Genomic DNA, 20,522 nt, shown 5'->3' with positions numbered 1-20,522 from the left:
CCATGGTGACGGCGCCGCCCCCCGCACCGCCTGCGGCGACGGCCGAAGCGCCGCCGGCAACCGTCCCCGGTGCTGCCTCGGCCGAAGCCCCGGCGGTCGCCCCGCCGCGCCAGGCGACCGTCGCTCCCGGCACGGCTGAAGCCAGCGACTGACCCCCGGCCCGCAGTGCCATGCCCTCGTCGGGCCCGTCGCGAAAAAAAATCGCGGCGGGCCCGAACCTTTTTGGCGGCCGGCGCAACCCATGGAGGACCGGGGCACACGAGCCCCCCAGACCCCGAAGGACCCTTGCCATGAACCGCTTCAAGACCCTCGCCATCGCCGCCCTCGCCGCCGCCACCGTCACGGTTGGTGTCGCCTCCCAGGCCGAAGCCGGCCCGTTCCACCGCCGCCACCTCGGCTGGGGCGTCGGCGCCCTCGCCACCGGCCTCATCGTCGGCGGCGCCCTCGCCTCCTCCCGCGCCCATGCCTACGGCTACGGCTATGCCCGCGACTGCTACCTGACCCGCCGCTGGGTCGACACCCCCTACGGCATGCGGCGCCAGACGGTGCGCATCTGCGAGTGATCGCAGCGACGGCCCGCAAGGTCTCCAGACCTCCCCGCGAAGCCCCGGTCCTGCGCCGGGGCTTTTGCCTGTCCGGCTTTCCCCGCCTTGGCATCGCCGCGATGACGCCACGCAGGCCGCCCCGTCCATGGCCTCGACGTTCCGCACAAGCGAAACCGGCGGAGCTTTCGCTCCGCCGGTTCGCCATCTCCAATGTGAGGGGATCAGCGGCGGCCGCCGCGCCGCTCGCAGACGATGCCGCCCCAGATGGCAGAGTAGTGGCATGCCTCCAGGCTGCCCTGGCCCGGGCTCGGGGCGCCGTAGCGCTGGTGCGTCGGGGCGCCGGGCATGACGACGGCGTTGGACAGCGTGGCTTCGGAGCCGCCGCCCCCGCCGCCCCCGCCGCCGCCGCCGCCCCCGCGGGCCTGGGCGAGGCCGGTGAAGGCGCTGGTCAGGGCGAGGGTCAGGGCGCCGGCAAGGGCCAGCGTGTTGATGGACCTGGACATGGTGATCTCCTGGGTTGGGGCGCCGCAGGGTGCGGTCGCTTGCGATGTCCATGGGTCGGTCCGGCGGCACTTGAGGTTCATCCGCAGGGCAGAAAGATCATCGCGACGACCAACAAAAAACCCCGGCCGCGAAGCCGGGGTTTGTCTGCAAGGAGCGGGCAGGGTGGCTCACATGTGGATGGCGCGCTTGTCGACGGCGAGCGCCGCCTCCTTGACCGCCTCCGACATGGTCGGATGGGCGTGGGTCGAGCGGCCGAGATCCTCTGCCGAGCCGCCGAACTCCATCAGCACCACCGCCTCGTGGATCATCTCGCCGGCACCGGCCGCGACGATGTGGACGCCGAGCACCTTGTCGGTCGCCGCATCGGCCAGCACCTTGACGAATCCGTCCGTGGCGCGGTTGGCGCGGGCCCGGCCATTGGCAGTGAAGGGGAACTTGCCGACATTGTAGGCGATGCCGGCGGCCTTGAGGTCTTCCTCCGACTTCCCCACCGTGGCGACCTCCGGATAGGTATAGACGACGCCGGGAATGCAGTCGTAGTTCACATGGCCAGCCTTGCCGGCGATGATCTCGGCCACCGCGATGCCCTCGTCCTCGGCCTTGTGGGCCAGCATCGGGCCGCGCACCACGTCGCCGATGGCATAGATGCCGGGAACATTGGTGCGGAAGTGATCGTCGATGACGACGCGGCCGCGCTCCAGGGCGACGCCGACCGTCTCCAGCCCCAGGCCCTCGGTATAGGGCCGCCGGCCGATGGCGACGAGCACCACCTCGGCCTCGATGGTCTGGGCCTCGCCGCCCGCGGCGGGCTCCACCGTCAGGGTCACGCCCTTCTTCGATGCCTTGGCGCCGGTCACCTTGGAGCCGAGCTGGAAGGTCACGCCCTGCTTGCCCATGATGCGCTGGAACTGCTTGGCGACCTCGGCGTCCATGCCCGGCAGGATCCGGTCGAGATATTCCACGACGTGGACCTCGGCGCCGAGGCGACGCCAGACCGAGCCGAGCTCGAGGCCGATCACACCGGCGCCGATCACCACCATTTTCGACGGCACCTTGGCGAGCTCAAGCGCGCCTTCCGAGGAGACGATCTGCTTCTCATCGATCGTCACGCCCGGCAGCGGGGTCACTTCCGAGCCGGTGGCGATGACGATGTTCTTCGCTTCGATCTCCGTCACCTTGCCGTCCTCGGCGGTCACCGCGACCTTGCCCGGCGCCACGATGGCGCCGCGGCCGAAATGCTGGTCGATCTTGTGCTTTTTCATGAGGAAGGCGACGCCGTTGACATTGGCATCCACCGTCTCCTGCTTGTGCACCATCATCTGCTTGAGATTGAGCTTGGGCGCCGGCACGTCGATGCCCAGCGCCTGGAAGCCGTGGCCGGCCTCGTCGAACAGTTCGGAGGCGTGCAGCAGCGCCTTGGACGGGATGCAGCCGATGTTCAGGCAGGTGCCGCCATGGGTCTTGCGCTTCTCCACCACAGCGACCTTGAGCCCGAGCTGGGCGGCGCGGATGGCGCCGACATAGCCGCCGGGGCCGGTGCCGATGACGATGAGATCGTAGGACATGGACTGTCTCCGGAAATGCGGACTTTGGCCGGCGCTCAGCGCCCGCCGGACGCGGTGATGAAAGTGCCGGTGCAGTAGGAGGCTTCCTCCGAGAGGAGCCAGAGCGCGGCGCGGGCGATCTCTTCCGGATCGCCGATCCGCTGCATCGGAATGGACGGGCGGATGCGCTCGACCCGGCCGGGATCGCCGCTCGCCTCGTGAATGTCGGTGGTGACCATGCCGGGGCGCACCGCATTGACGCGGATCCCCTCCATCGCGACCTCCTTGGCGAGGCCGATGACGAAACTGTCCACCGCACCCTTGGAGGCGGCGTAGTCGACATATTCATGGGGGCTGCCGAGCACCGCCGCGACCGAGGAGATGGCGACGATGGCGCCGCCCTTGCCGCCGTGCTTCGTCGACATGCGCTTCACCGCCTCGCGGGCGCAGAGGATCGTGCCGATGACATTGATGTTCATGATGCGGTGGAGGCGGTCGGCCGTGTAGGTCTCGACCCGGCCCGACAGCGACACGACGCCGGCATTGGCGATGAGGCCGACCAGCGGCCCGAGCCGGTCCGCCGCGGCGAAGATGCCGAGGATGTCGGATTCCTCGGCGATGTCGCCCTTCACCGAGACGGCCTGGGCGCCGAGTCCGTTGATCGCTGCGACCACTTCAGCCGCCGCCGCGGCATTGGCGGTGTAGTTCACCACCACGTCATAGCCGCGTTCCGCCGCCAGCAGGGCGCAGGCGCGCCCGATGCCGCGGCTGGAACCGGTGACGATGACGACGCCCTTGGACATGCTGCTCTCCTCGCGCCCCGCGTCGGCGGCCGGCTGTGGACGTCCGTTCGGATCAGAGGTCCATCACGAGACGGGCCGGATCCTCCAGGCTCTCCTTGACGCGCACCAGGAAGGTCACGGCTTCCTTGCCGTCGACAATCCGGTGGTCGTAGGAGAGCGCCAGATACATCATCGGGCGGATCTCGATCTTGCCGCCGATGACCATCGGCCGCTCCTGGATCTTGTGCATGCCGAGGATGCCGGACTGCGGTGCGTTGAGGATCGGCGTCGACATCAGCGAGCCGTAGACGCCGCCGTTGGAGATCGTGAAGGTGCCCCCCTGCATCTCCTCGATGGTCAGCTTGCCGTCGCGGGCGCGGCGGCCGAAATCGGCGATGGTCTTCTCGACCTCGGCGATACCCATCTGGTCGGCATCGCGCACCACCGGCACGACGAGGCCCTTGTCGGTGCCGACGGCGACGCCGACATGGCAGAAGTTCTTGTAGACGATGTCGGTGCCGTCGATCTCGGCATTGACCGCCGGGATGTCCTTCAGCGCCTGAACGCAGGCGCGCACGAAGAAGCCCATGAAGCCGAGCTTCACGCCGTGCTTCTTCTCGAACAGGTCCTTGTACTGGTTGCGCAGGCTCATGACCTGGGTCATGTCGACCTCGTTGAAGGTCGTCAGCATGGCCGCCGTGTTCTGCGCATCCTTCAGGCGGCGCGCGATGGTCTGGCGCAGGCGCGTCATCTTCACCCGCTCCTCGCGGACCGCATCGGCCGGCTGCGAGGCCGGGCGCGGGGCGGCGACGGGAGCCGGCGCCGGGGCGGCAGAGACGCCCGTGGCGATGGCGGCGAGCATGTCGCCCTTGGTGACGCGGCCGTCCTTGCCGGAACCGGCGACGGCGGCCGGGCTGACGCCGGTCTCGGCGGCGATGCGGGCGACGGCCGGGCCATGGTCGGCGGAGGCTGCCTTGGCGGGTGCGGGAGCCGCGGCCGGCGCAGCCTTCGGCGCCTCGGCGGCCTTGACCGGCGCCGCGGCGGCGGCCGCAGCAGCACCCTCGGCGATCTGGCCGAGCAGGGCGGCGACGCCGACCGTCGTGCCGGATTCGGCGACGATCTCCGACAGGGTCCCGCAGGCCGGCGCATTGACCTCGAGGGTCACCTTGTCGGTTTCGAGCTCGACCAGCGGCTCGTCCTGCTTCACCGCTTCGCCGGGCTTCTTGAACCACTTGGCGACGGTTGCCTCGGTGACGGATTCGCCGAGCGTCGGAACGCGGATTTCGGTGGCCATGTGTTCAGTCCCTCGCGGGCCTCTCTCAGGTCGTGGATGGCGGAACGTCCGGCCCTCGCGGGGCCGGACCGGATCAGGCGAAGGCCTCGTCGAGGAAGGCCTGGAGCTGGGCGTTGTGGCGGGACAGGAGACCCGTGGCGGTGGCGGCGGAAGCCGGGCGGCCGACATAGCGGGCGCGCTTCGACTTGGAGCCGGCCGTGCCGAGCACCCATTCCAGATAGGGCTCGACGAAGGACCAGGCGCCCATGTTCTTGGGCTCCTCCTGGCACCAGATCACCTCGGCATTCTTGAACCGCCCGATCTCGCCCGCCAGCGCCTTCAGCGGGAAGGGATAGAGCTGCTCGACGCGCATCAGATAGACGTCGTCGATGCCGCGCTTGATGCGGTCCTCGTAGAGGTCGTAATAGACCTTGCCCGAGCACAGCACGACGCGCCGGATCTTCTTGTCGTCGACCAGCTTGATTTCCTGGCCGGACAGGCTCTGGGCATCGTCCCACAGCACGCGATGGAACGAGGTGTCGGTGACCAGCTCGTCCAGCCGCGACACCGCCCGTTTGTGGCGGAGCAGCGACTTCGGCGTCATCAGGATCAACGGCTTGCGGATCTCGCGCTTCAGCTGCCGGCGCAGGATGTGGAAATAGTTGGCCGGCGTCGAGACATTGGCCACCTGCATGTTGTCCTCGGCGCACATCTGCAGGAAGCGCTCCAGGCGGGCGGAGGAATGTTCCGGACCCTGGCCCTCATAGCCGTGCGGCAAGAGGCAGACGAGGCCCGACAGACGCAGCCACTTGCGTTCGGCCGAGGAGATGAACTGGTCGAACACCACCTGGGCGCCGTTGGCGAAATCGCCGAACTGGCCTTCCCACATAGTCAGCGCATTGGGCTCGGCGAGCGAATAGCCATATTCGTAGCCGAGCACCGCCTCTTCCGAGAGCATCGAGTTGATGACCTCGTAGCGCCCCTTCGAGCCGTCGATATTGTTGAGCGGGGTGTAGCGCGCCTCGGTCTCCTGGTCGATCAGCACCGAATGGCGCTGGGAGAAGGTGCCGCGCTCACAGTCCTGGCCGGACAGGCGGACGCGGTGGCCCTCGTCGACGAGCGTGCCGAAGGCCAGCGCCTCGGCGGTCGCCCAGTCGATGCCCTCGCCGGTGTCGATCATCTTGCGGCGGTTGTCCATGAACCGCTGGATCGTGCGATGGGCGGTGAAGCCCTCCGGCACCCTGGTGATGGCCTGGCCGATGCGCTCCAGCGTCTCGCGGGCGACGCCCGAGGCGCCGCGGCGCGGATCGTCGTCGGACGAGGCGCCGCCCGACAGGCCGGCCCACTTGCCGTCCAGCCAGTCGGCCTTGTTCGGCTTGTAGGACTGGCCGGCTTCCATCTCGGCATCGAGACGGGCGCGCCAGTCGGCCTTCATCTTGTCGACCTCGCCCTCGGTGACGATGCCCTCGGCGATCAGCTTCTGGGAATAGCCGTCCAGGGTCGTCCGCAGGCCGCGGATCTTCTTGTACATCAGCGGCTGGGTGAACGCCGGCTCGTCGCCCTCGTTATGGCCGAAGCGGCGGTAGCACCACATGTCGATGACCACCGGCTTCTGGAACTTCTGCCGGAACTCGGTCGCGACCTTGGCGGCGAAGACCACGGCCTCCGGATCGTCGCCGTTGACGTGGAAGATCGGCGCCTCGACCATCTTCGCCACATCCGAGGGATAGGGCGAGGAGCGCGAATAGCGCGGATAGGTGGTGAAGCCGATCTGGTTGTTGATGATGAAGTGGATCGAACCGCCGGTGCGGTGCCCCTTCAGGCCAGACAGGCCGAAGCACTCGGCCACGACGCCCTGGCCGGCAAAGGCGGCGTCGCCGTGGATCAGCAGCGGCAGGACCGCCGTGCGGTCCTCGGGCGGGCAGCCGTGCTGGTCCTGCTTGGCGCGCACCTTGCCGAGCACCACGGGATTGACGATCTCGAGATGCGACGGGTTCGGGGTGAGCGACAGATGCACCTTGTTGCCGTCGAACTCGCGGTCCGACGAGGCGCCGAGGTGGTATTTCACGTCGCCGGAGCCCTCGACGTCATCGGGGGCGAAGGAGCCGCCCTTGAACTCGTGGAACAGCGCCCGGTGCGGCTTGCCCATCACCTGGGTGAGGGTGTTGAGGCGGCCGCGATGGGCCATGCCGAGCACGATCTCGCGCACGCCGAGCTGGCCGCCGCGCTTGATGATCTGCTCCAGCGCCGGGATCATGCTCTCGCCGCCGTCGAGGCCGAAGCGCTTGGTGCCGGTATAGCGGACATCGAGGAACTTCTCGAAGCCCTCGGCCTCCACCAGCTTCTGCAGGATGGCGCGCTTGCCCTCCTTGGTGAAGGCGATCTCCTTGTCCGGACCCTCGATGCGCTCCTGCAGCCAGGCCTTCTGCGCCGGGTCGGTGATGTGCATGAACTCGACGCCGAGCGTCTGGCAATAGGTGCGCTCGAGAATGCCGACCATCTCGCGGATGGTGGCGAACTCCAGGCCCAGCACCTTGTCGATGAAGATCTTGCGGTCGTAATCGGCCTCGGTGAAGCCGTAGGACTTCGGGTCGAGCTCCTCGTGGGTCTTCGGCGGATCGAGGCCGATCGGGTCGAGATTGGCGTGCAGATGGCCGCGCATGCGGTAGGCGCGGATGAGCATCAGGGCGCGGACGCTGTCGCGCGTCGCCTGCTGCACCTGTTCGGCGGTGATCTCGGCGCTGCGTCCCTTGTCGGCAGCCTTGGCCTTGAGCTTGTCGCCGATCGCCTTCTCGACCTGGGCCCAGTTGCCGTCCATCGCCGAGATGAGCTCGCCATTGGCGGCGATCGGCCAGTGCGGCTGCGACCAGGACGGGCCTTCGGCGTTCTTGACCACGTCCTTGCGATCATCGCCGAGCGTGGAGAAGAAGGCCTGCCATTGCGCGTCGACCGAGGCCGGATCGGCCTCGTATCGGGCGTAGAGGTCCTCGATATAGGCGGCATTGCCGCCGTAGAGGAAGGACGTGAGCGCAATGGTCTCGTCTTGGCGTGCCATGGTCGTTTCCTGCAGCTTCGGGATCGCCCGCGGCGATCCGGTATCCGCGCTGTCGTACGGAGCCTGATCAGGCGCCGCGTCGATGGCGGAAATCGGCCCGCGCCGGGCCGATTTCCAGATTTGATCGGCCTCAGCGCTTCTTCAGCACGTCGACCAGGGTCTTGCCGAGGCGGGCCGGGGAGGGCGACACGCGGATGCCCGCCGCCTCCATGGCCGCGATCTTGTCCTCGGCGCCGCCCTTGCCGCCGGAGATGATGGCGCCGGCATGACCCATGCGGCGGCCGGGAGGGGCGGTGCGGCCGGCAATGAAGCCGACCATCGGCTTCTTCCGGCCGCGCTTGGCCTCGTCGCGCAGGAACTGGGCGGCATCCTCCTCGGCCGAGCCGCCGATCTCGCCGATCATGACGATCGACTCGGTCTTCGGGTCGGCGAGGAACATTTCCAGCATGTCGATGAACTCGGTGCCCTTGACCGGATCACCGCCGATGCCGACCGCCGTCGTCTGGCCGAGGCCCTCGCTGGAGGTCTGGAACACCGCCTCGTAGGTCAGCGTGCCGGAGCGCGAGACGATGCCGACCGAGCCCTTGCGGAAGATATTGGCCGGCATGATGCCGATCTTCGATTCACCGGCGGTGACGACGCCGGGGCAGTTCGGGCCGATGAGCCGCGACTTCGACCCGACCAGCGAGCGCTTGACGCGGATCATGTCCTGCACCGGGATGCCCTCGGTGATGCAGATGATCAGCGGAATCTCCGCGTCGATGGCCTCGCAGATCGCATCGGCTGCCCCCGGCGGCGGCACATAGACGACGGAGGCGTCCGCCCCGGTCGCCTCGCGCGCCTCGGCGACCGTGTCGAAGACCGGCAGGCCGAGATGGGTCGAGCCGCCCTTGCCGGGCGAGGTGCCGCCGACGACCTTGGTTCCATAGGCGATCGCCTGCTCGGAATGGAAGGTGCCGTTCTTGCCGGTGAAGCCCTGGGTGATGACCTTGGTCTTCTTGGTGATCAGAATGGACATTCATAGCTCCTGTGCGAGCCGGCTCGGCCGCGCGCGATGAGAATGTGCAGCCGAGGGACCGCGAATGACGATCCGATGATGCGGGCCGGGTCCTGCCGGCCCGCGATCACCGGTCTTTGCGATGATCCTCCCGCGTCCCTGTCCGGACGACGAAGGATGCCGCAACCGTGTGGATCGACCGGCGCGCGGGCAGCGAGCACCGCGCGCCGACCGGGTGTCACTTCTTGCCCTTGGCGGGAGCCTTGCCCTTGGCGGGAGCCTTGCCTTTGGCTGCAGCCTTGGCGGGGGTCTTGGCCGCAGCCGACTTGGCAGGCGCCTTGGCAGGCGCCTTTGCGGGGGCCTTGGCCGCAGCTTTGGCCGGGGTTTTTGCGGCGGCGGGCTTCGGAGCAGCGGCGGCGGGCTTCGGAGCAGCGGCGGCCTTCGGAGCAGCAGCGGCCTTCGGAGCAGCAGCGGCCTTGGCCGGAGCCTTCGCGGCAGCGGCCTTCGGAGCAGCAGCGGCCTTGGCCGGAGCCTTCGCGGCGGCGGCCTTCGGAGCAGCAGCGGCCTTGGCCGGGGCCTTGGGCGCAGCAGCCTTCGGAGCAGCGGCCTTGGCAGGAGCCTTGGTGGCAGCTTTCGGAGCGGCGGCCTTGGCCGGAGCCTTCGCAGCCGGAGCCTTCGCCGCCGGGGCCTTGGAAGACGTCTTCGCGCCGCCGGAGGCGCTCGCCGCCTTGGCGGGCGCCTTGCCGCCCTTCTTGGCGTCAGGCTTCTTGGCCGGCGCCTTGGGGGCCTTGGCCGGCGCCTTGCCGCCGCCCTTCACGGCGTTGACGATCTTCTGCGCCGCATCGTCCAGGTCATCAGCCGGAATGACGTTGAGGCCCGATTCGCGGATGATCTTCTTGCCTTCCGCGACATTCGTGCCCTCGAGGCGCACGACGAGGGGCACCTGCAGGCCGACCGCCTTCACCGCGGCGAGCACGCCGCGGGCGATGACATCGCACTTCATGATGCCGCCGAAGATGTTGACGAGGATGCCCTTCACCTTCGGGTCGGCGGTGATGATCTTGAAGGCCGCGGTGACCTTCTCCTCCGAGGCGCCGCCGCCGACGTCGAGGAAGTTGGCCGGGCTCTCCCCATAGAGCTGGATGATGTCGAGGGTGGCCATGGCGAGCCCGGCGCCATTGACCATGCAGCCGATCGTGCCGTCGAGCGCGATATAGGCGAGGTCGAACTTGGAGGCCTCGATCTCCTTCTCGTCCTCTTCCGTCAGGTCGCGCAGGGCGACGACGTCGGGCTGGCGGTAGAGCGAGTTGGAATCAAACGACACCTTGGCGTCGAGGACCTTGATCTGCCCCTGCTTGGTGATGATCAGCGGGTTGACCTCGAGCATCTCCATGTCCTTGGCGACGAAGGCCTTGTAGAGGACACCGGCGACGTTCTCGACCTGCTTGGCGAGATCGCCGGACAGGCCCAGCGCCTTGGCGATGGTGCGGCCGTGATGGGGCATGTAGCCGGTGGCCGGATCGACGGAGAAGGTGAGGATCTTCTCCGGCGTGTCATGGGCGACGGCCTCGATGTCCATGCCGCCCTCGGTGGAGACGACGAAGGCGACGCGGCCGGTCTGCCGGTCGACCAGCATCGACAGGTAGAACTCCTTCTCGATATCCGAGCCGTCCTCGATATAGAGGCGGTTGACCTGCTTTCCGGCCGGTCCGGTCTGGATCGTGACGAGCGTGTTGCCGAGCATCTGCTTGGCGAAGGCCTCGACCTCCTCGATCGACTTGGCGAGGCGCACGCCGCCCTTCTCGCCCGCCGCCTTCTCCTGGAACTTGCCCTTGCCGCGACCGCCGGCATGGATCTGCGACTTCACGACCCAGAGCGGGCCACCGAGCTTCTTCGCCGCGGCCTCGGCTTCCGAGGCCTTGAAGATCGCGACGCCGTTCGAGACCGGTGCGCCGAACTCCTTCAGCAAGGCTTTCGCCTGATATTCGTGGATGTTCATCTGAGACCCTCTGTTAGGCGGTCGTCGCCGCTCGCTCAGGTTTTTGGGCTGCTGCTGCGGCGGGCGCCGTGGCGTCCGCCGGTCTGCTGGACGCCACGCGCTGCTTACTTCGCGAGTTCGGGGGCGATCGCCTTGCAGGCGTCGACCAGGCCCTTCACCGAGGCGACGGACTTGGCGAACATCTCCTGCTCGCCCTTGTCGAGCTCGAACTCCACGATCTTCTCCACGCCGGCGGCGCCGATCAGCACCGGCACACCGACATACATGTCCTTCACGCCGTACTGGCCCGTCAGATAGGCCGCCGAGGGCAGGACGCGCTTCTTGTCCTTCAGGTAGCTCTCGGCCATGGCGATGGCGGAGGCCGCCGGGGCATAGAAGGCCGAGCCGTTGCCGAGCAGGCCGACGATCTCGCCGCCGCCCTTGCGGGTCCGCTCGACGATGGCGTCCAGCTTCTCCTGGGTGAGCCAGCCGGACTTGACGAGCTGGTTCAACGGCACGCCGCCGACCGTCGAGTGGCGGACCATCGGCACCATGTCGTCGCCGTGACCGCCGAGCGTCCAGGCGTGGATGTCCTCGATGGAGACGCCGGTCGCTTCGGCCAGGAAGAGCTCGAAGCGCGAGGAATCGAGCACGCCGGCCATGCCGACGACCTTCTCGGTGGGCAGGCCGGAGAATTTCTGCAGCGCCCAGACCATGGCGTCGAGCGGGTTGGTGATGCAGACGACGAAGGCGTTGGGAGCATATTTCTTGATGCCCGCGCCCACCTGTTCCATGACCTTGAGGTTGATGCCGAGGAGGTCGTCGCGGCTCATGCCGGGCTTGCGCGGCACGCCGGCGGTGACGATGCAGACGTCGGCGCCCTCGATGGCCTCATAGGAGCCGGCGCCGCTCATCTTGGCGTCGAAGCCCTCGACCGCCGAGGCCTGGGCGATGTCCAGCGCCTTGCCCTTGGCCGTGCCTTCCGCGATGTCGAACATCACGATGTCGCCGAGCTCCTTGAGGCCGGCCAGGAGAGCCAGGGTGCCGCCGATCTGGCCGGAGCCGATCATCGCGAGTTTCTTGCGCGCCATGGAAGGGTCTTTCGCTGAAAGGGTTGCGGGAGCGGGTCGGGCCGCCTGCGGGCTTTTCTAATCCAGAAAATCCAATGGCTTTCAAGCTGTACCTCGGTCTGATTTACCGGAAAAAACCGAGTCGCGCACGTGCCGCGCGAGGGGTGGTAAAGAAAGCAAAATAGTATTGCATAACAGAGGGATGGGCAGGGAAAAGGAAGCCCTGTTCCGGCGGCCGGGCCGCGCCGGTGACCGCCGGGTCGATGCCCGCAATGGTCATCGGCCCGCAGAATCGCGCGCAGGTCGTGCGAACAAATTTCAAAATATGTAAATTGTTACGGCGCGGATGCGCAGGTTCAGGCGGCGCCGGACACCAGAGTCCGCACGATCGTCCGGGTCATCACCGCCAGCCGCTGCTCGATCTGCTGGCGCGACAGGTCCCGCATTTCCATGACCAGGACCGGGTGGATGAAGCGCTGCATGGCGTCGGCGACGAAGGCGACCGCCCGTTCCTCGTCCTTGACGCGGAAGGGTCCGGGCTCGACGCCCTCGTCGATGATGGAGGCGAGGAATGCGCGCACGCGCGCGCGATGGGCCATGATCGTGTCCCTCCGCCCCTGCCAGAGGGTGGCGAAGGTGGCATAGATCGGCGGATCGCGGTCGAGCCCGTCGCGCTGGGCCTTGGCCCAGGCGGCGAGGAAGCGTTCCAGCTTGTCGTCGGCCGGGTCGGGCGCATTGGCGATGTCGCCGAGCTGAAGCTCAACGGTCCGCGCCCAGGCGACGACGACCGCTTCGATGAGCCCTGCCTTCGAGGCGAAGAAGCGGTAGACATTGGCGTGGCTCATGCCCGCCTCGCGCGCCACCGCGACCACGGTGACCCGCTCCGGGCCGAAGCGACGGATATGGTCGGCGGCGATCGCCACCAGCCGCGTCTGGACGCGGTCCTCGGTCGGCGGCGCGATCGCGCCGATGCGGTCTGGACGCCGGGCCATGCGATGCCCTCAGGCCGCGGGTGAAAGGCTGTTGCCGGCCTGGATCGGAGATTGTTCCATCGCTCTTCCCTTTGCCGGCTGAGGCCTGACCAGCAGCGTTACGTCTCGACGATACCACCGGTATCGCCGGCGCGCTCGTTGCGCCTTTCGTGGGGCAGTGCGAGATAGTCGTCGGAGCGCATCTCGATGAGGCGGGAGGCGGTCCGATGGAACTCGAACTCCTCGGTGCCGCTGTCGGAGAGATAGAGCCGGTTCGGCTGGTCGCCGGCGCTTGCCACCAGCTTGACCTGGTTGTCGTAGAGCGCGTCGATCAGGGTGATGAACCGCTTGGCCTCGTTGCGCGTCTCCAGCCCCTTCATCACCGGGATCCGGTCGACGAGCACCGTGTGGAAGGCATGGGCGATGGCGAGGTAGTCCGAGGCGCCGAGCGGCGTCTCGCAGAGTTCGGCGAAGCTGAACCGGGCGACGCCATGCGCCTGCCGCGCCACCGGTACCCGCCGCCCCTTCACCTGCAGGGCCGTCGGCTCGCCCTCCACCCCGCCGGTGAGGCGCATCCAGGCCTGGTCCATCGCCTGATCCGAGGCCGGGCCGAGCGGTGTCGTCCAGATCGGCTGGCCGGCCAGCTTCTCCAGCCGGAAATCAGTCCGCGATTCCAGCTTCAGCACGTCCATCCGTTCCTGCAGCAACGTGATGAACGGCAGGAACAGCGCCCGGTTGAGCCCATCGCGGTAGAGCAGGTCCGGCACCACGTTGGAGGTGGCGACGACCACCACGCCCTCCTCGAACAGCCGGGTGAACAGCCGCCCGAGGATCATCGCATCGGCAATGTCCGTCACCGAGAATTCGTCGAAGCACAGGAGCCAGGCCTCCTCGGCCAGTTCCGCCGCGACGGGACCGATCGGGTCTTCGCCCTTGACCTCGCCGGCCTTCAGCTTCTGCCGATAGGCATGGATGCGCTCGTGGACGTCGGCCATGAACTCGTGAAAATGCGCCCGGCGCTTGCGCCTGACGGGGCTGCCTTCCATGAACAGGTCCATGAGCATGGTCTTACCGCGGCCGACATCGCCCCAGATATAGAGGCCGCGCACCGGCTCGGGCTTCTGGCCGCGCGAGAACAGCCAGGCGAGGGCCGAGGACTTGCGGCGCGTCAGCCGGTAGTCGGACAACCGCGCATTGAGTGCGGCCAGCCGGCCGGCGACGGCGGCCTGGGCGGCATCGAAGGACATCTCGCCGGCATCGACCAGCGCCTGATAGCGGGACAGCGTATTGGGCATCGGCCTCAGGCAATAAAGGCAGGGCTGGACCTCGGCAAGCCGCGCAAGGCAGAACCGCGCCATGTGCAGACCGGCGTTTCGTCCCTCCTTTGTCTCATTCCAGACTCGTTGCGTCGGCGCGCCGGGTCCCGTAAACAGGCCCATGATTTCCGGTGGCACTGCAGCAAGCGTCCCAGCCGGATATGAGGAATGCCCAAGATGGCCGATCCAAAGCCCGTGAGCGAGCGCCCGCTTTCGCCGCACCTCCAGATTTACCGCCCCATGCTGACGATGATGATGTCGATCGTGCATCGCATCACCGGCGCGGCCCTGTTTTTCGGCACGCTCCTGATGGCCTGGTGGCTGATCGCCGCCGCATCCGGTCCGACCGCCTATGCGACGTTCCAATGGTTCGCCGGCTCGATCATCGGGCGCCTCGTCCTGTTCGGCTACACCTGGGCGCTGTTCCACCACATGCTCGGCGGCATCCGCCACTTCATCTGGGATACCGGCCGCGGCTTCGGGCCGAGCGAGCGCGAATGGCTCGTGCGGGCCAATCTCGTCGGCTCCATCGTCTTGACGGTCCTGACCTGGATCGTCGCCTATGCCGTGCGCGGCGGCTTCTGAGAAAGGCCGGGAACCATGTCGCACTCCAAGTCCTCCATGCGTACTCCGCTCGGCCGTGTCCGCGGCCTCGGTTCGGCCCGCTCGGGAACCGAGCACTTCTGGATGCAGAGGGTCACGGCGGTCGCCAACGTGCCGCTGTCGCTCTTCGTCATCGGTCTGATCATCACGACGGCCGGGTCCAACTATGCCGCGGTCAAGGCGACCCTCGGCGCTCCGCTCGTCGCCATTCCGCTGATTCTCTTCGTCGTCTCGGCCACCTGGCACATGCGCCTCGGCATGCAGATGATCATCGAGGACTATGTGCCGGCCGAGGGCACCAAGGTCGTCCTCCTGCTCGCCAACACCTTCTTCTCGGTCGCCGTCGGAATGGGCTGCGTCTTTGCGATCCTGAAACTCTCCTTCGGCGTATAAACGTCGAAACGTCGTTCATACCGGGAGCTCGCCCCATGGCTGAAGCCGCCTCACCTGCCACCAACGGCCGCGCCTACGACATCACCGACCACACCTATGACGTGGTCATCGTGGGGGCCGGCGGCGCCGGCCTGCGCGCCGTCGTCGGCTGCGCCCAGGCCGGTCTCAAGACCGCCTGCATCTCCAAGGTCTTCCCCACCCGGTCGCACACGGTCGCGGCCCAGGGCGGCGTCGCCGCCTCGCTCGGCAATATGGGCGAGGACCAGTGGCAGTGGCACATGTACGACACCGTCAAGGGCTCCGACTGGCTCGGTGACCAGGACGCGATCGAATATCTGGTGCGCAACGCGCCGGCCGCGGTCTATGAGCTCGAGCACTGGGGCGTGCCCTTCTCGCGCACCGAGAGCGGCAAGATCTACCAGCGTCCCTTCGGCGGCATGACCACCCATTTCGGCAAGGGCACGGCCCAGCGCACCTGCGCCGCCGCCGACCGCACCGGCCATGCCATGCTGCACACGCTCTACGGCCAGGCGCTGAAGAACAATGCCGAGTTCTTCATCGAATATTTCGCCATCGACCTGATCATGAGCGAGAACGGCCGTTGTCTCGGCGTCGTCGCCCTGAAGATGGACGACGGCACGATCCACCGCTTCCGCGGCCGCCAGACCATCCTCGCCACTGGCGGCTACGGCCGCGCCTATTTCTCCGCCACCTCCGCCCACACATGCACCGGCGACGGCAACGCCATGGTCCTGCGTGCCGGCCTGCCGCTGCAGGACATGGAGTTCGTGCAGTTCCACCCGACCGGCATCTACGGCTCGGGCTGCCTGATCACCGAGGGCTCGCGCGGCGAGGGCGGTTATCTCACCAATTCCGAGGGCGAGCGCTTCATGGAACGCTACGCTCCCTCGGCCAAGGACCTCGCCTCGCGCGACGTCGTCTCGCGTTCGATGACCATCGAGATCCGCGAGGGCCGCGGCGTCGGCAAGAACAAGGACCACATCTACCTGCACCTCGACCATCTCGACCCGAAGATCCTCCACGAGCGCCTGCCGGGCATCTCCGAGAGCGCCAAGATCTTCGCCGGCGTCGACGTCACCAAGGAGCCGATCCCGGTCATCCCGACGGTGCACTACAATATGGGCGGCATCCCGACGAATTATCACGGCGAGGTGCTGACCAAGAAGAACGGCGACGCCGATTCCATCGTCCCCGGCCTCATGGCCATCGGCGAGGCAGCCTGCGTCTCCGTGCATGGCGCCAACCGCCTGGGCTCCAACTCGCTGATCGACCTCGTGGTCTTCGGCCGCGCCGCCGGCCTGCGCGCCGCCGAGACGGTCACCCCCGGGGAAAAGCACGAGGACCTGCCGGCCCATGCCTCGGACCTCGCCCTGTCGCGCCTCGACGCCTTCCGCCATGCCTCCGGGTCGACCGCGACGTCGGAACTGCGCAGCGGGATGCAGCGGGTCATGCAGTCGAACTGCGCCGTGTTCCGCACCGGCGAGATCCTGGAAGAGGGCCGCAAGCTGATCGGCGACGTCTGGCGCGGCGCGGTCGACATCAAGACGACCGACCGGTCGCTGATCTGGAATTCCGACCTCATCGAGACGCTGGAATTCGACAACCTGATCGCCCAGGCCGTGGTGACGATGGAATCGGCGGCGAACCGGCAGGAGAGCCGCGGCGCCCATGCGCGCGAGGATTTCCCCGACCGCAACGACAAGGAGTGGATGAAGCACACGCTGGCCTTCGCCGATACGGCGTCGCGCACCGTGACGCTCGACGACCGTCCGGTCCACACCTACACCATGACCAACGAGATCCAGTACATCGAGCCCAAGGCCCGCGTGTACTGACCATGTCGCTGGCGCGCCGGCACCCCTGGGGGCTCCGGCCGCCGCTCCGGCCGGTTCCCCTGCCTGCCGGCTGTGGCTCGACCCGACCCTGCCTGCCGGGTCCGGCCGCATGGACTGTCGCTGGAGGGTGGACCTCGCCGTGAATGCTGAAACGCCGCCCTTCGGCACTTTCGCGCCGACCCCGATGCAGCAGACCATCATCGGCCTGTGCCAGTCGGGGCCGCTCGCCGGCATCCTGCGCCGCGGCACGTTCCGGCGGCCGCTGTCCCGTCTTGTCTCCCGGCTGCGCCCCGGGCCCGTCGATGTGGAGCGGGGGCCGCTGCGCTACCGGCTCGACGTTGCCGACAATGCCGTCGAGGTCGGCCTGCTCCTCGACCCGCACTACCAGAGGGCCAGCATCCGTTTCGTCACGGAACGGCTGCCGCACGGCGGCACCCTGGTCGATTGCGGCGCCAATGTCGGCCAGTTCGCCCTTGCCGGCCTGATCGCGACCGGTGCCGGCGGCCGCGTCGTGGCGGTGGAGGCCACCGAGAATCCGCTGAACCGGCTGCGTGCCAATGCCGCCCTCTCCGGCCTGGCCGACCGCCTGACGATCGTTCCCTGCGCGGTCGGCGACAGCGACGGCGCATTGCGCTTTTCGGTCAATGCCAGAGACACGGCCCTGTCCAAGGCCGATGCGGCCGGCAATGTGGTGGTGCCGATGAAATCGCTGCTCTCGATCTGTCGTGAGTCCGACCTGACGCGCATCGACGTCCTGAAGATCGATGTCGAGGGCATAGAGGACCGGGTGCTCGCAGCCTTCTTCGCCAGTGCACCCGAGAGCCTCTGGCCCTCGGCCATCTGTCTCGAGGATGAACTCTCCCATCTCTGGGCTGAGGACATCCGCCCCGTTCTGGCCGGCTGCGGCTATCGCGCCCTTCCCGAACGGTCGAAGGGTAACGTTTTCCTCGTGCGCGAGGCCTAGGATCGCGCGGGTGGGTTCGCCGGCCGGCAGCGACAAGCCCGCTTGCGTGTCACCGGAAACCCAGTCGTGTCCCAGCCCCTTCATCGTCTCGTTCTTCGCCCCGTGATCGTCGCGGCGGCCGTCGTCATCCTCGTCGAAACCTGGATCTGGGACCGGCTCGGCCCGGTGATCGCGCGCCTGGTCGAGGTGCTGCCGTTCAAGGCGCTCAAACAGGCGATCCATGACGCCATCGGGCGCCTGCCGCCCTATGCGACCCTCGCCGTCTTCGCCGTGCCCGCCGCTCTGCTCTTTCCCTTCAAGCTCGCAGCCCTCGGGCTCATCGCCTCCGGCCATCTCGTGCTCGGTGCCGGTGTGCTGGTCCTCGCCAAGGTGGTCGGGGTCGGCGTCACCGCCTTCCTCTTCGAGACCTGCAAGCCGAAGCTCCTGCAGATCCCGCTCTTCGTCCGCCTCTACGGGATCTGGACTCGCTGGCTCGCCTGGGCCCATGGACATGTCGACCCGATCAAGCGCCGGATCCTCGGCCATCTGCGCATCCTGCGGGCTGGACGGGCCCGCCGCTCCCTGCGCCTGCTCATGCGCTTCCGGCGGCTGCGGCGCGAGCGGGCCGCTCTTCACGCCGCACGGTGAGCCTCACGCCCGCGGATGCGTGCTCTCGTAGACGCGCAGCAGGGCGGCGGTGTCGACCTCGGTGTAGATCTGGGTGGTCGACAGCGAGGCGTGGCCGAGCAGTTCCTGGATCGACCTGAGATCGCCGCCGCGGCCGAGCAGGTGGGTGGCGAAGGAATGGCGCAGGGCATGGGGCGTCGCCGTCTCCGGCAGGCCGAGCGCGCCGCGCAGGCGTTCCATGGCGAGCTGGATGATCCGCGGCGACAAGGGGCCGCCCTTGACCCCGACGAAAAGCGGATCGTCCGCCCCGAGCGCCCAGGGGCACAGGCGGCGGTAGTCGGCGATGGCCCGGGCGACAGGCCGGATGACCGGGACCTGCCGCATCTTGCCGCCCTTGCCGAGGACCGTGATCTGCCCGTCGCCGTCAGGCAGCGGTGCATCCTTCTGGGCCAGGCCGAGGGCTTCGGAGATGCGCAGCCCGGATCCGTAGAGAAGGGCGAGGACGGCGGTGTCGCGCGCGATCACCCAGTCGGGCACGTCATCATGGGCCCGCGCCTCGATCGAGGAGACGGCGCGGGCGGCCGCGACGGGCAGCGGGCGGGGCAAACGCCGGCCGGTCTTGGGCGTCCGCACCGCGGCGAAGGCCGCCATCTGGCCGCGACCCTCGCGCTCGAGAAACCGGGCAAAGGAGCGGACGGCAGCCAGCCCCCGGGCGATGGACCGACCGTCCAGGCCGTCGCCGCGGCGTTTCGCCATGAAGGCCCTGACGTCGCGCGGCTGAAGTCCCTCCAATGCGCCGAGGCTGACGGGTCGGCCGAGATGTCCGGCCATGAAGGCGAGGAAGAAGCGGGCGTCGCGGCCATAGGCCTCCAGCGTCTTCGGCGACAGGCCGCGCTCGGCGGAGAGGTGCAGGAGCCACTGGCCGAGGGCGGCCGCCGTGTCGTCGGCGGCGCCGGGGATCAGGACCGTTGCGGATGTGCGGGGAAACGCCATGGCAGGAACCTGCCATGGCACGCGTTCACGGGGGGTGAACGGCCTCAGTGGTCGCCGCCGACCGGGCCCATATGCTTCTGGATGTAGAGCTGGACGCCGATGGTCTTGATGATCTCCTGCTGCGTCTCGAGGAAGTCGATATGTCCTTCCTCGTCCGCCATCAGTTGGATGAACAGGTCACGCGAGGGATAGTCCTTCACCGTCTCGCAATAGCCGGCGGCCTCCTGGTAGAGCGCGCGGGCGCCGATCTCGGCATTCAGATCGCTCTGGATGATCTCGCCGACATCCTGGCCGATCTGCAGCGGATCAAGCACCTGCAGGTTCGGATGGCCTTCGAGGAACAGGATGCGGTCGATGAACCTGTCCGCATGGACCATCTCCTCGATCGATTCCTTGCGCCAGTACTTGGCGAGATCGAGGAAGCCCCAATTGTGCAGCATGCGGTAGTGGAGCCAGTACTGGCTGACGGCGGTCAGCTCGCTGCGCAGCCCCTTGTTCAGATAATCGATGACCTTCTTGTCGCCCTTCATGGCCGGCTCCACTGTTGCAATGAATCGCTGCCTCGAGGGCGCGATCCAGTTTATAATCATTCTAGGTTGATGGGGCAAGAGGCCATACAGCAAAGCCCCGCCGGAGCGGGGCTATGGTGGCGCGATGGCGCGAGGATCGGCTATTCGGCGGCGGTGAGCATCGGCTCGGCGGCGATCTCGTGGCCACCACACTCGCCCACGGGGCAGGCGGCACAGCCCCCGACGCCCGCCTCGCGCAGGATGGCCCGGATGGTGCGGGCGCAGCGTCCGCATTCGGGACTGCAGCCGAGGCAGCTATAAACCTCACCGACGCCACGCGGGCAGTCCGGTCCGTCACCGAGGCAGGCCCGGATGTCATGATCGCTCAGGACGTTGCAGTGACAGACGATCACAGCGGCTCTCCGCTCCAGTCCAGCGAGGCGAGTAAAGTTGACTGAGGCTGTCAGCTATCTAACGCGAAACGGGACTAGCGGCAATGCGTCGCCAAAACATTGGAACGAATCCAAACTGGACGCCTGCTTCGTGGCCGCCAGCCTTGCGGC

General features: G+C 67.8%; 18 protein-coding genes and 1 pseudogene. 6 read left to right on the top strand and 13 right to left on the bottom strand.

The annotated features are described in order from the left end of the window. Window positions 1–290 precede the first annotated feature (290 nt). Window positions 291–563, top strand: coding sequence for a hypothetical protein (locus Q0C57_RS03515; protein ID WP_296572122.1), 273 nt, complete (start codon window positions 291–293; stop codon window positions 561–563). Window positions 564–766: 203 nt separating this feature from the next. Here the strand turns inward: Q0C57_RS03515 and Q0C57_RS03510 are convergent, their stop codons facing one another. The 10 genes and pseudogenes from Q0C57_RS03510 to zapE form a co-directional block, all read right to left on the bottom strand. Beyond that, on the bottom strand, window positions 767–1,048 hold the full coding sequence (locus tag Q0C57_RS03510; RefSeq protein ID WP_296572120.1) for a hypothetical protein: 282 nt from the start codon (window positions 1,046–1,048) through the stop codon (window positions 767–769). A 168-nt stretch (window positions 1,049–1,216) separates the two neighbouring features. Continuing rightward, the gene (gene lpdA / locus Q0C57_RS03505) at window positions 1,217–2,614 is read right to left on the bottom strand and encodes a dihydrolipoyl dehydrogenase (RefSeq protein WP_296572117.1); all 1,398 of its coding nucleotides are present in this window, start codon (window positions 2,612–2,614) and stop codon (window positions 1,217–1,219) included. A gap of 35 nt (window positions 2,615–2,649) precedes the next feature. Then, window positions 2,650–3,396 (bottom strand): SDR family oxidoreductase, encoded by a 747-nt coding sequence (locus tag Q0C57_RS03500; RefSeq protein WP_296572115.1) that lies wholly within the window; start codon window positions 3,394–3,396, stop codon window positions 2,650–2,652. Window positions 3,397–3,448: 52 nt separating this feature from the next. Then, complete coding sequence (odhB, locus tag Q0C57_RS03495; protein WP_296572112.1) at window positions 3,449–4,669, bottom strand: 2-oxoglutarate dehydrogenase complex dihydrolipoyllysine-residue succinyltransferase; 1,221 nt, start codon at window positions 4,667–4,669, stop codon at window positions 3,449–3,451. A gap of 73 nt (window positions 4,670–4,742) precedes the next feature. Next, window positions 4,743–7,703 (bottom strand): 2-oxoglutarate dehydrogenase E1 component, encoded by a 2,961-nt coding sequence (locus Q0C57_RS03490; RefSeq protein ID WP_296572110.1) that lies wholly within the window; start codon window positions 7,701–7,703, stop codon window positions 4,743–4,745. Between the two features lie 130 nt (window positions 7,704–7,833). Then, a complete protein-coding gene (gene sucD / locus Q0C57_RS03485) occupies window positions 7,834–8,721 on the bottom strand; it encodes a succinate--CoA ligase subunit alpha (protein WP_296572107.1) in 888 nt (295 codons plus the stop codon). A gap of 787 nt (window positions 8,722–9,508) precedes the next feature. Beyond that, window positions 9,509–10,699 (bottom strand): annotated as a pseudogene (gene sucC / locus Q0C57_RS03480) (ADP-forming succinate--CoA ligase subunit beta); the annotation flags it as partial. A gap of 104 nt (window positions 10,700–10,803) precedes the next feature. After that, the gene (gene mdh / locus Q0C57_RS03475; RefSeq protein WP_296572105.1) at window positions 10,804–11,769 is read right to left on the bottom strand and encodes a malate dehydrogenase; all 966 of its coding nucleotides are present in this window, start codon (window positions 11,767–11,769) and stop codon (window positions 10,804–10,806) included. Between the two features lie 335 nt (window positions 11,770–12,104). Continuing rightward, window positions 12,105–12,740: a TetR family transcriptional regulator gene (locus tag Q0C57_RS03470; RefSeq protein WP_296572102.1), complete on the bottom strand. Its 636-nt coding sequence runs from the start codon at window positions 12,738–12,740 to the stop codon at window positions 12,105–12,107. Window positions 12,741–12,838: 98 nt separating this feature from the next. After that, a complete protein-coding gene (gene zapE, locus Q0C57_RS03465) occupies window positions 12,839–14,014 on the bottom strand; it encodes a cell division protein ZapE (protein WP_296572099.1) in 1,176 nt (391 codons plus the stop codon). Between the two features lie 198 nt (window positions 14,015–14,212). On the opposite strand from zapE, the gene sdhC reads away from it, so the two are divergent. The 5 genes from sdhC to Q0C57_RS03440 all read left to right on the top strand — a co-directional run bounded on the left by sdhC (window position 14,213) and on the right by Q0C57_RS03440 (window position 18,478). Continuing rightward, the gene (sdhC, locus tag Q0C57_RS03460; RefSeq protein ID WP_296572098.1) at window positions 14,213–14,620 is read left to right on the top strand and encodes a succinate dehydrogenase, cytochrome b556 subunit; all 408 of its coding nucleotides are present in this window, start codon (window positions 14,213–14,215) and stop codon (window positions 14,618–14,620) included. A gap of 15 nt (window positions 14,621–14,635) precedes the next feature. Next, window positions 14,636–15,031: a succinate dehydrogenase, hydrophobic membrane anchor protein gene (sdhD, locus tag Q0C57_RS03455; protein ID WP_296572096.1), complete on the top strand. Its 396-nt coding sequence runs from the start codon at window positions 14,636–14,638 to the stop codon at window positions 15,029–15,031. Window positions 15,032–15,066: 35 nt separating this feature from the next. Next, complete coding sequence (gene sdhA, locus Q0C57_RS03450; RefSeq protein WP_296572094.1) at window positions 15,067–16,887, top strand: succinate dehydrogenase flavoprotein subunit; 1,821 nt, start codon at window positions 15,067–15,069, stop codon at window positions 16,885–16,887. A 139-nt stretch (window positions 16,888–17,026) separates the two neighbouring features. Beyond that, the gene (locus Q0C57_RS03445; RefSeq protein ID WP_296572091.1) at window positions 17,027–17,851 is read left to right on the top strand and encodes an FkbM family methyltransferase; all 825 of its coding nucleotides are present in this window, start codon (window positions 17,027–17,029) and stop codon (window positions 17,849–17,851) included. A gap of 66 nt (window positions 17,852–17,917) precedes the next feature. After that, complete coding sequence (locus tag Q0C57_RS03440) at window positions 17,918–18,478, top strand: hypothetical protein (protein WP_296572090.1); 561 nt, start codon at window positions 17,918–17,920, stop codon at window positions 18,476–18,478. Window positions 18,479–18,481: 3 nt separating this feature from the next. Here the strand turns inward: Q0C57_RS03440 and Q0C57_RS03435 are convergent, their stop codons facing one another. The 3 genes from Q0C57_RS03435 to Q0C57_RS03425 all read right to left on the bottom strand — a co-directional run bounded on the left by Q0C57_RS03435 (window position 18,482) and on the right by Q0C57_RS03425 (window position 20,372). Continuing rightward, entirely contained in the window at window positions 18,482–19,450 is a 969-nt protein-coding gene (locus Q0C57_RS03435; RefSeq protein WP_296572088.1) for a tyrosine recombinase XerC, read from the bottom strand. 44 nt (window positions 19,451–19,494) lie between these two features. Then, window positions 19,495–19,980 (bottom strand): bacterioferritin, encoded by a 486-nt coding sequence (bfr, locus tag Q0C57_RS03430; RefSeq protein WP_296572086.1) that lies wholly within the window; start codon window positions 19,978–19,980, stop codon window positions 19,495–19,497. 140 nt (window positions 19,981–20,120) lie between these two features. Further along, complete coding sequence (locus Q0C57_RS03425; protein WP_296572084.1) at window positions 20,121–20,372, bottom strand: (2Fe-2S)-binding protein; 252 nt, start codon at window positions 20,370–20,372, stop codon at window positions 20,121–20,123. Between the last annotated feature and the right edge of the window lie 150 nt (window positions 20,373–20,522).

It is taken from the genome of Phreatobacter sp. (assembly GCF_022843985.1).
Taxonomy (GTDB): Bacteria; Pseudomonadota; Alphaproteobacteria; order Rhizobiales; family Phreatobacteraceae; genus Phreatobacter.
The sequence above is the reverse complement of the archived record's forward strand: the minus strand, read 5'-3'. Positions and strand labels throughout refer to the sequence as shown.

What these genes read in the sequence shown, in the direction of transcription:
- Q0C57_RS03515 (WP_296572122.1), top strand. Translation starts at nt 291, where the DNA reads ATGAACCGCTTCAAGACCCTCGCCATCGCCGCCCTCGCCGCCGCCACC.
- Q0C57_RS03510 (WP_296572120.1), bottom strand. Translation starts at nt 1,048, where the DNA reads ATGTCCAGGTCCATCAACACGCTGGCCCTTGCCGGCGCCCTGACCCTC.
- lpdA (WP_296572117.1), bottom strand. Translation starts at nt 2,614, where the DNA reads ATGTCCTACGATCTCATCGTCATCGGCACCGGCCCCGGCGGCTATGTC.
- Q0C57_RS03500 (WP_296572115.1), bottom strand. Translation starts at nt 3,396, where the DNA reads ATGTCCAAGGGCGTCGTCATCGTCACCGGTTCCAGCCGCGGCATCGGG.
- odhB (WP_296572112.1), bottom strand. Translation starts at nt 4,669, where the DNA reads ATGGCCACCGAAATCCGCGTTCCGACGCTCGGCGAATCCGTCACCGAG.
- Q0C57_RS03490 (WP_296572110.1), bottom strand. Translation starts at nt 7,703, where the DNA reads ATGGCACGCCAAGACGAGACCATTGCGCTCACGTCCTTCCTCTACGGC.
- sucD (WP_296572107.1), bottom strand. Translation starts at nt 8,721, where the DNA reads ATGTCCATTCTGATCACCAAGAAGACCAAGGTCATCACCCAGGGCTTC.
- mdh (WP_296572105.1), bottom strand. Translation starts at nt 11,769, where the DNA reads ATGGCGCGCAAGAAACTCGCGATGATCGGCTCCGGCCAGATCGGCGGC.
- Q0C57_RS03470 (WP_296572102.1), bottom strand. Translation starts at nt 12,740, where the DNA reads ATGGCCCGGCGTCCAGACCGCATCGGCGCGATCGCGCCGCCGACCGAG.
- zapE (WP_296572099.1), bottom strand. Translation starts at nt 14,014, where the DNA reads ATGCCCAATACGCTGTCCCGCTATCAGGCGCTGGTCGATGCCGGCGAG.
- sdhC (WP_296572098.1), top strand. Translation starts at nt 14,213, where the DNA reads ATGGCCGATCCAAAGCCCGTGAGCGAGCGCCCGCTTTCGCCGCACCTC.
- sdhD (WP_296572096.1), top strand. Translation starts at nt 14,636, where the DNA reads ATGTCGCACTCCAAGTCCTCCATGCGTACTCCGCTCGGCCGTGTCCGC.
- sdhA (WP_296572094.1), top strand. Translation starts at nt 15,067, where the DNA reads ATGGCTGAAGCCGCCTCACCTGCCACCAACGGCCGCGCCTACGACATC.
- Q0C57_RS03435 (WP_296572088.1), bottom strand. Translation starts at nt 19,450, where the DNA reads ATGGCGTTTCCCCGCACATCCGCAACGGTCCTGATCCCCGGCGCCGCC.
- bfr (WP_296572086.1), bottom strand. Translation starts at nt 19,980, where the DNA reads ATGAAGGGCGACAAGAAGGTCATCGATTATCTGAACAAGGGGCTGCGC.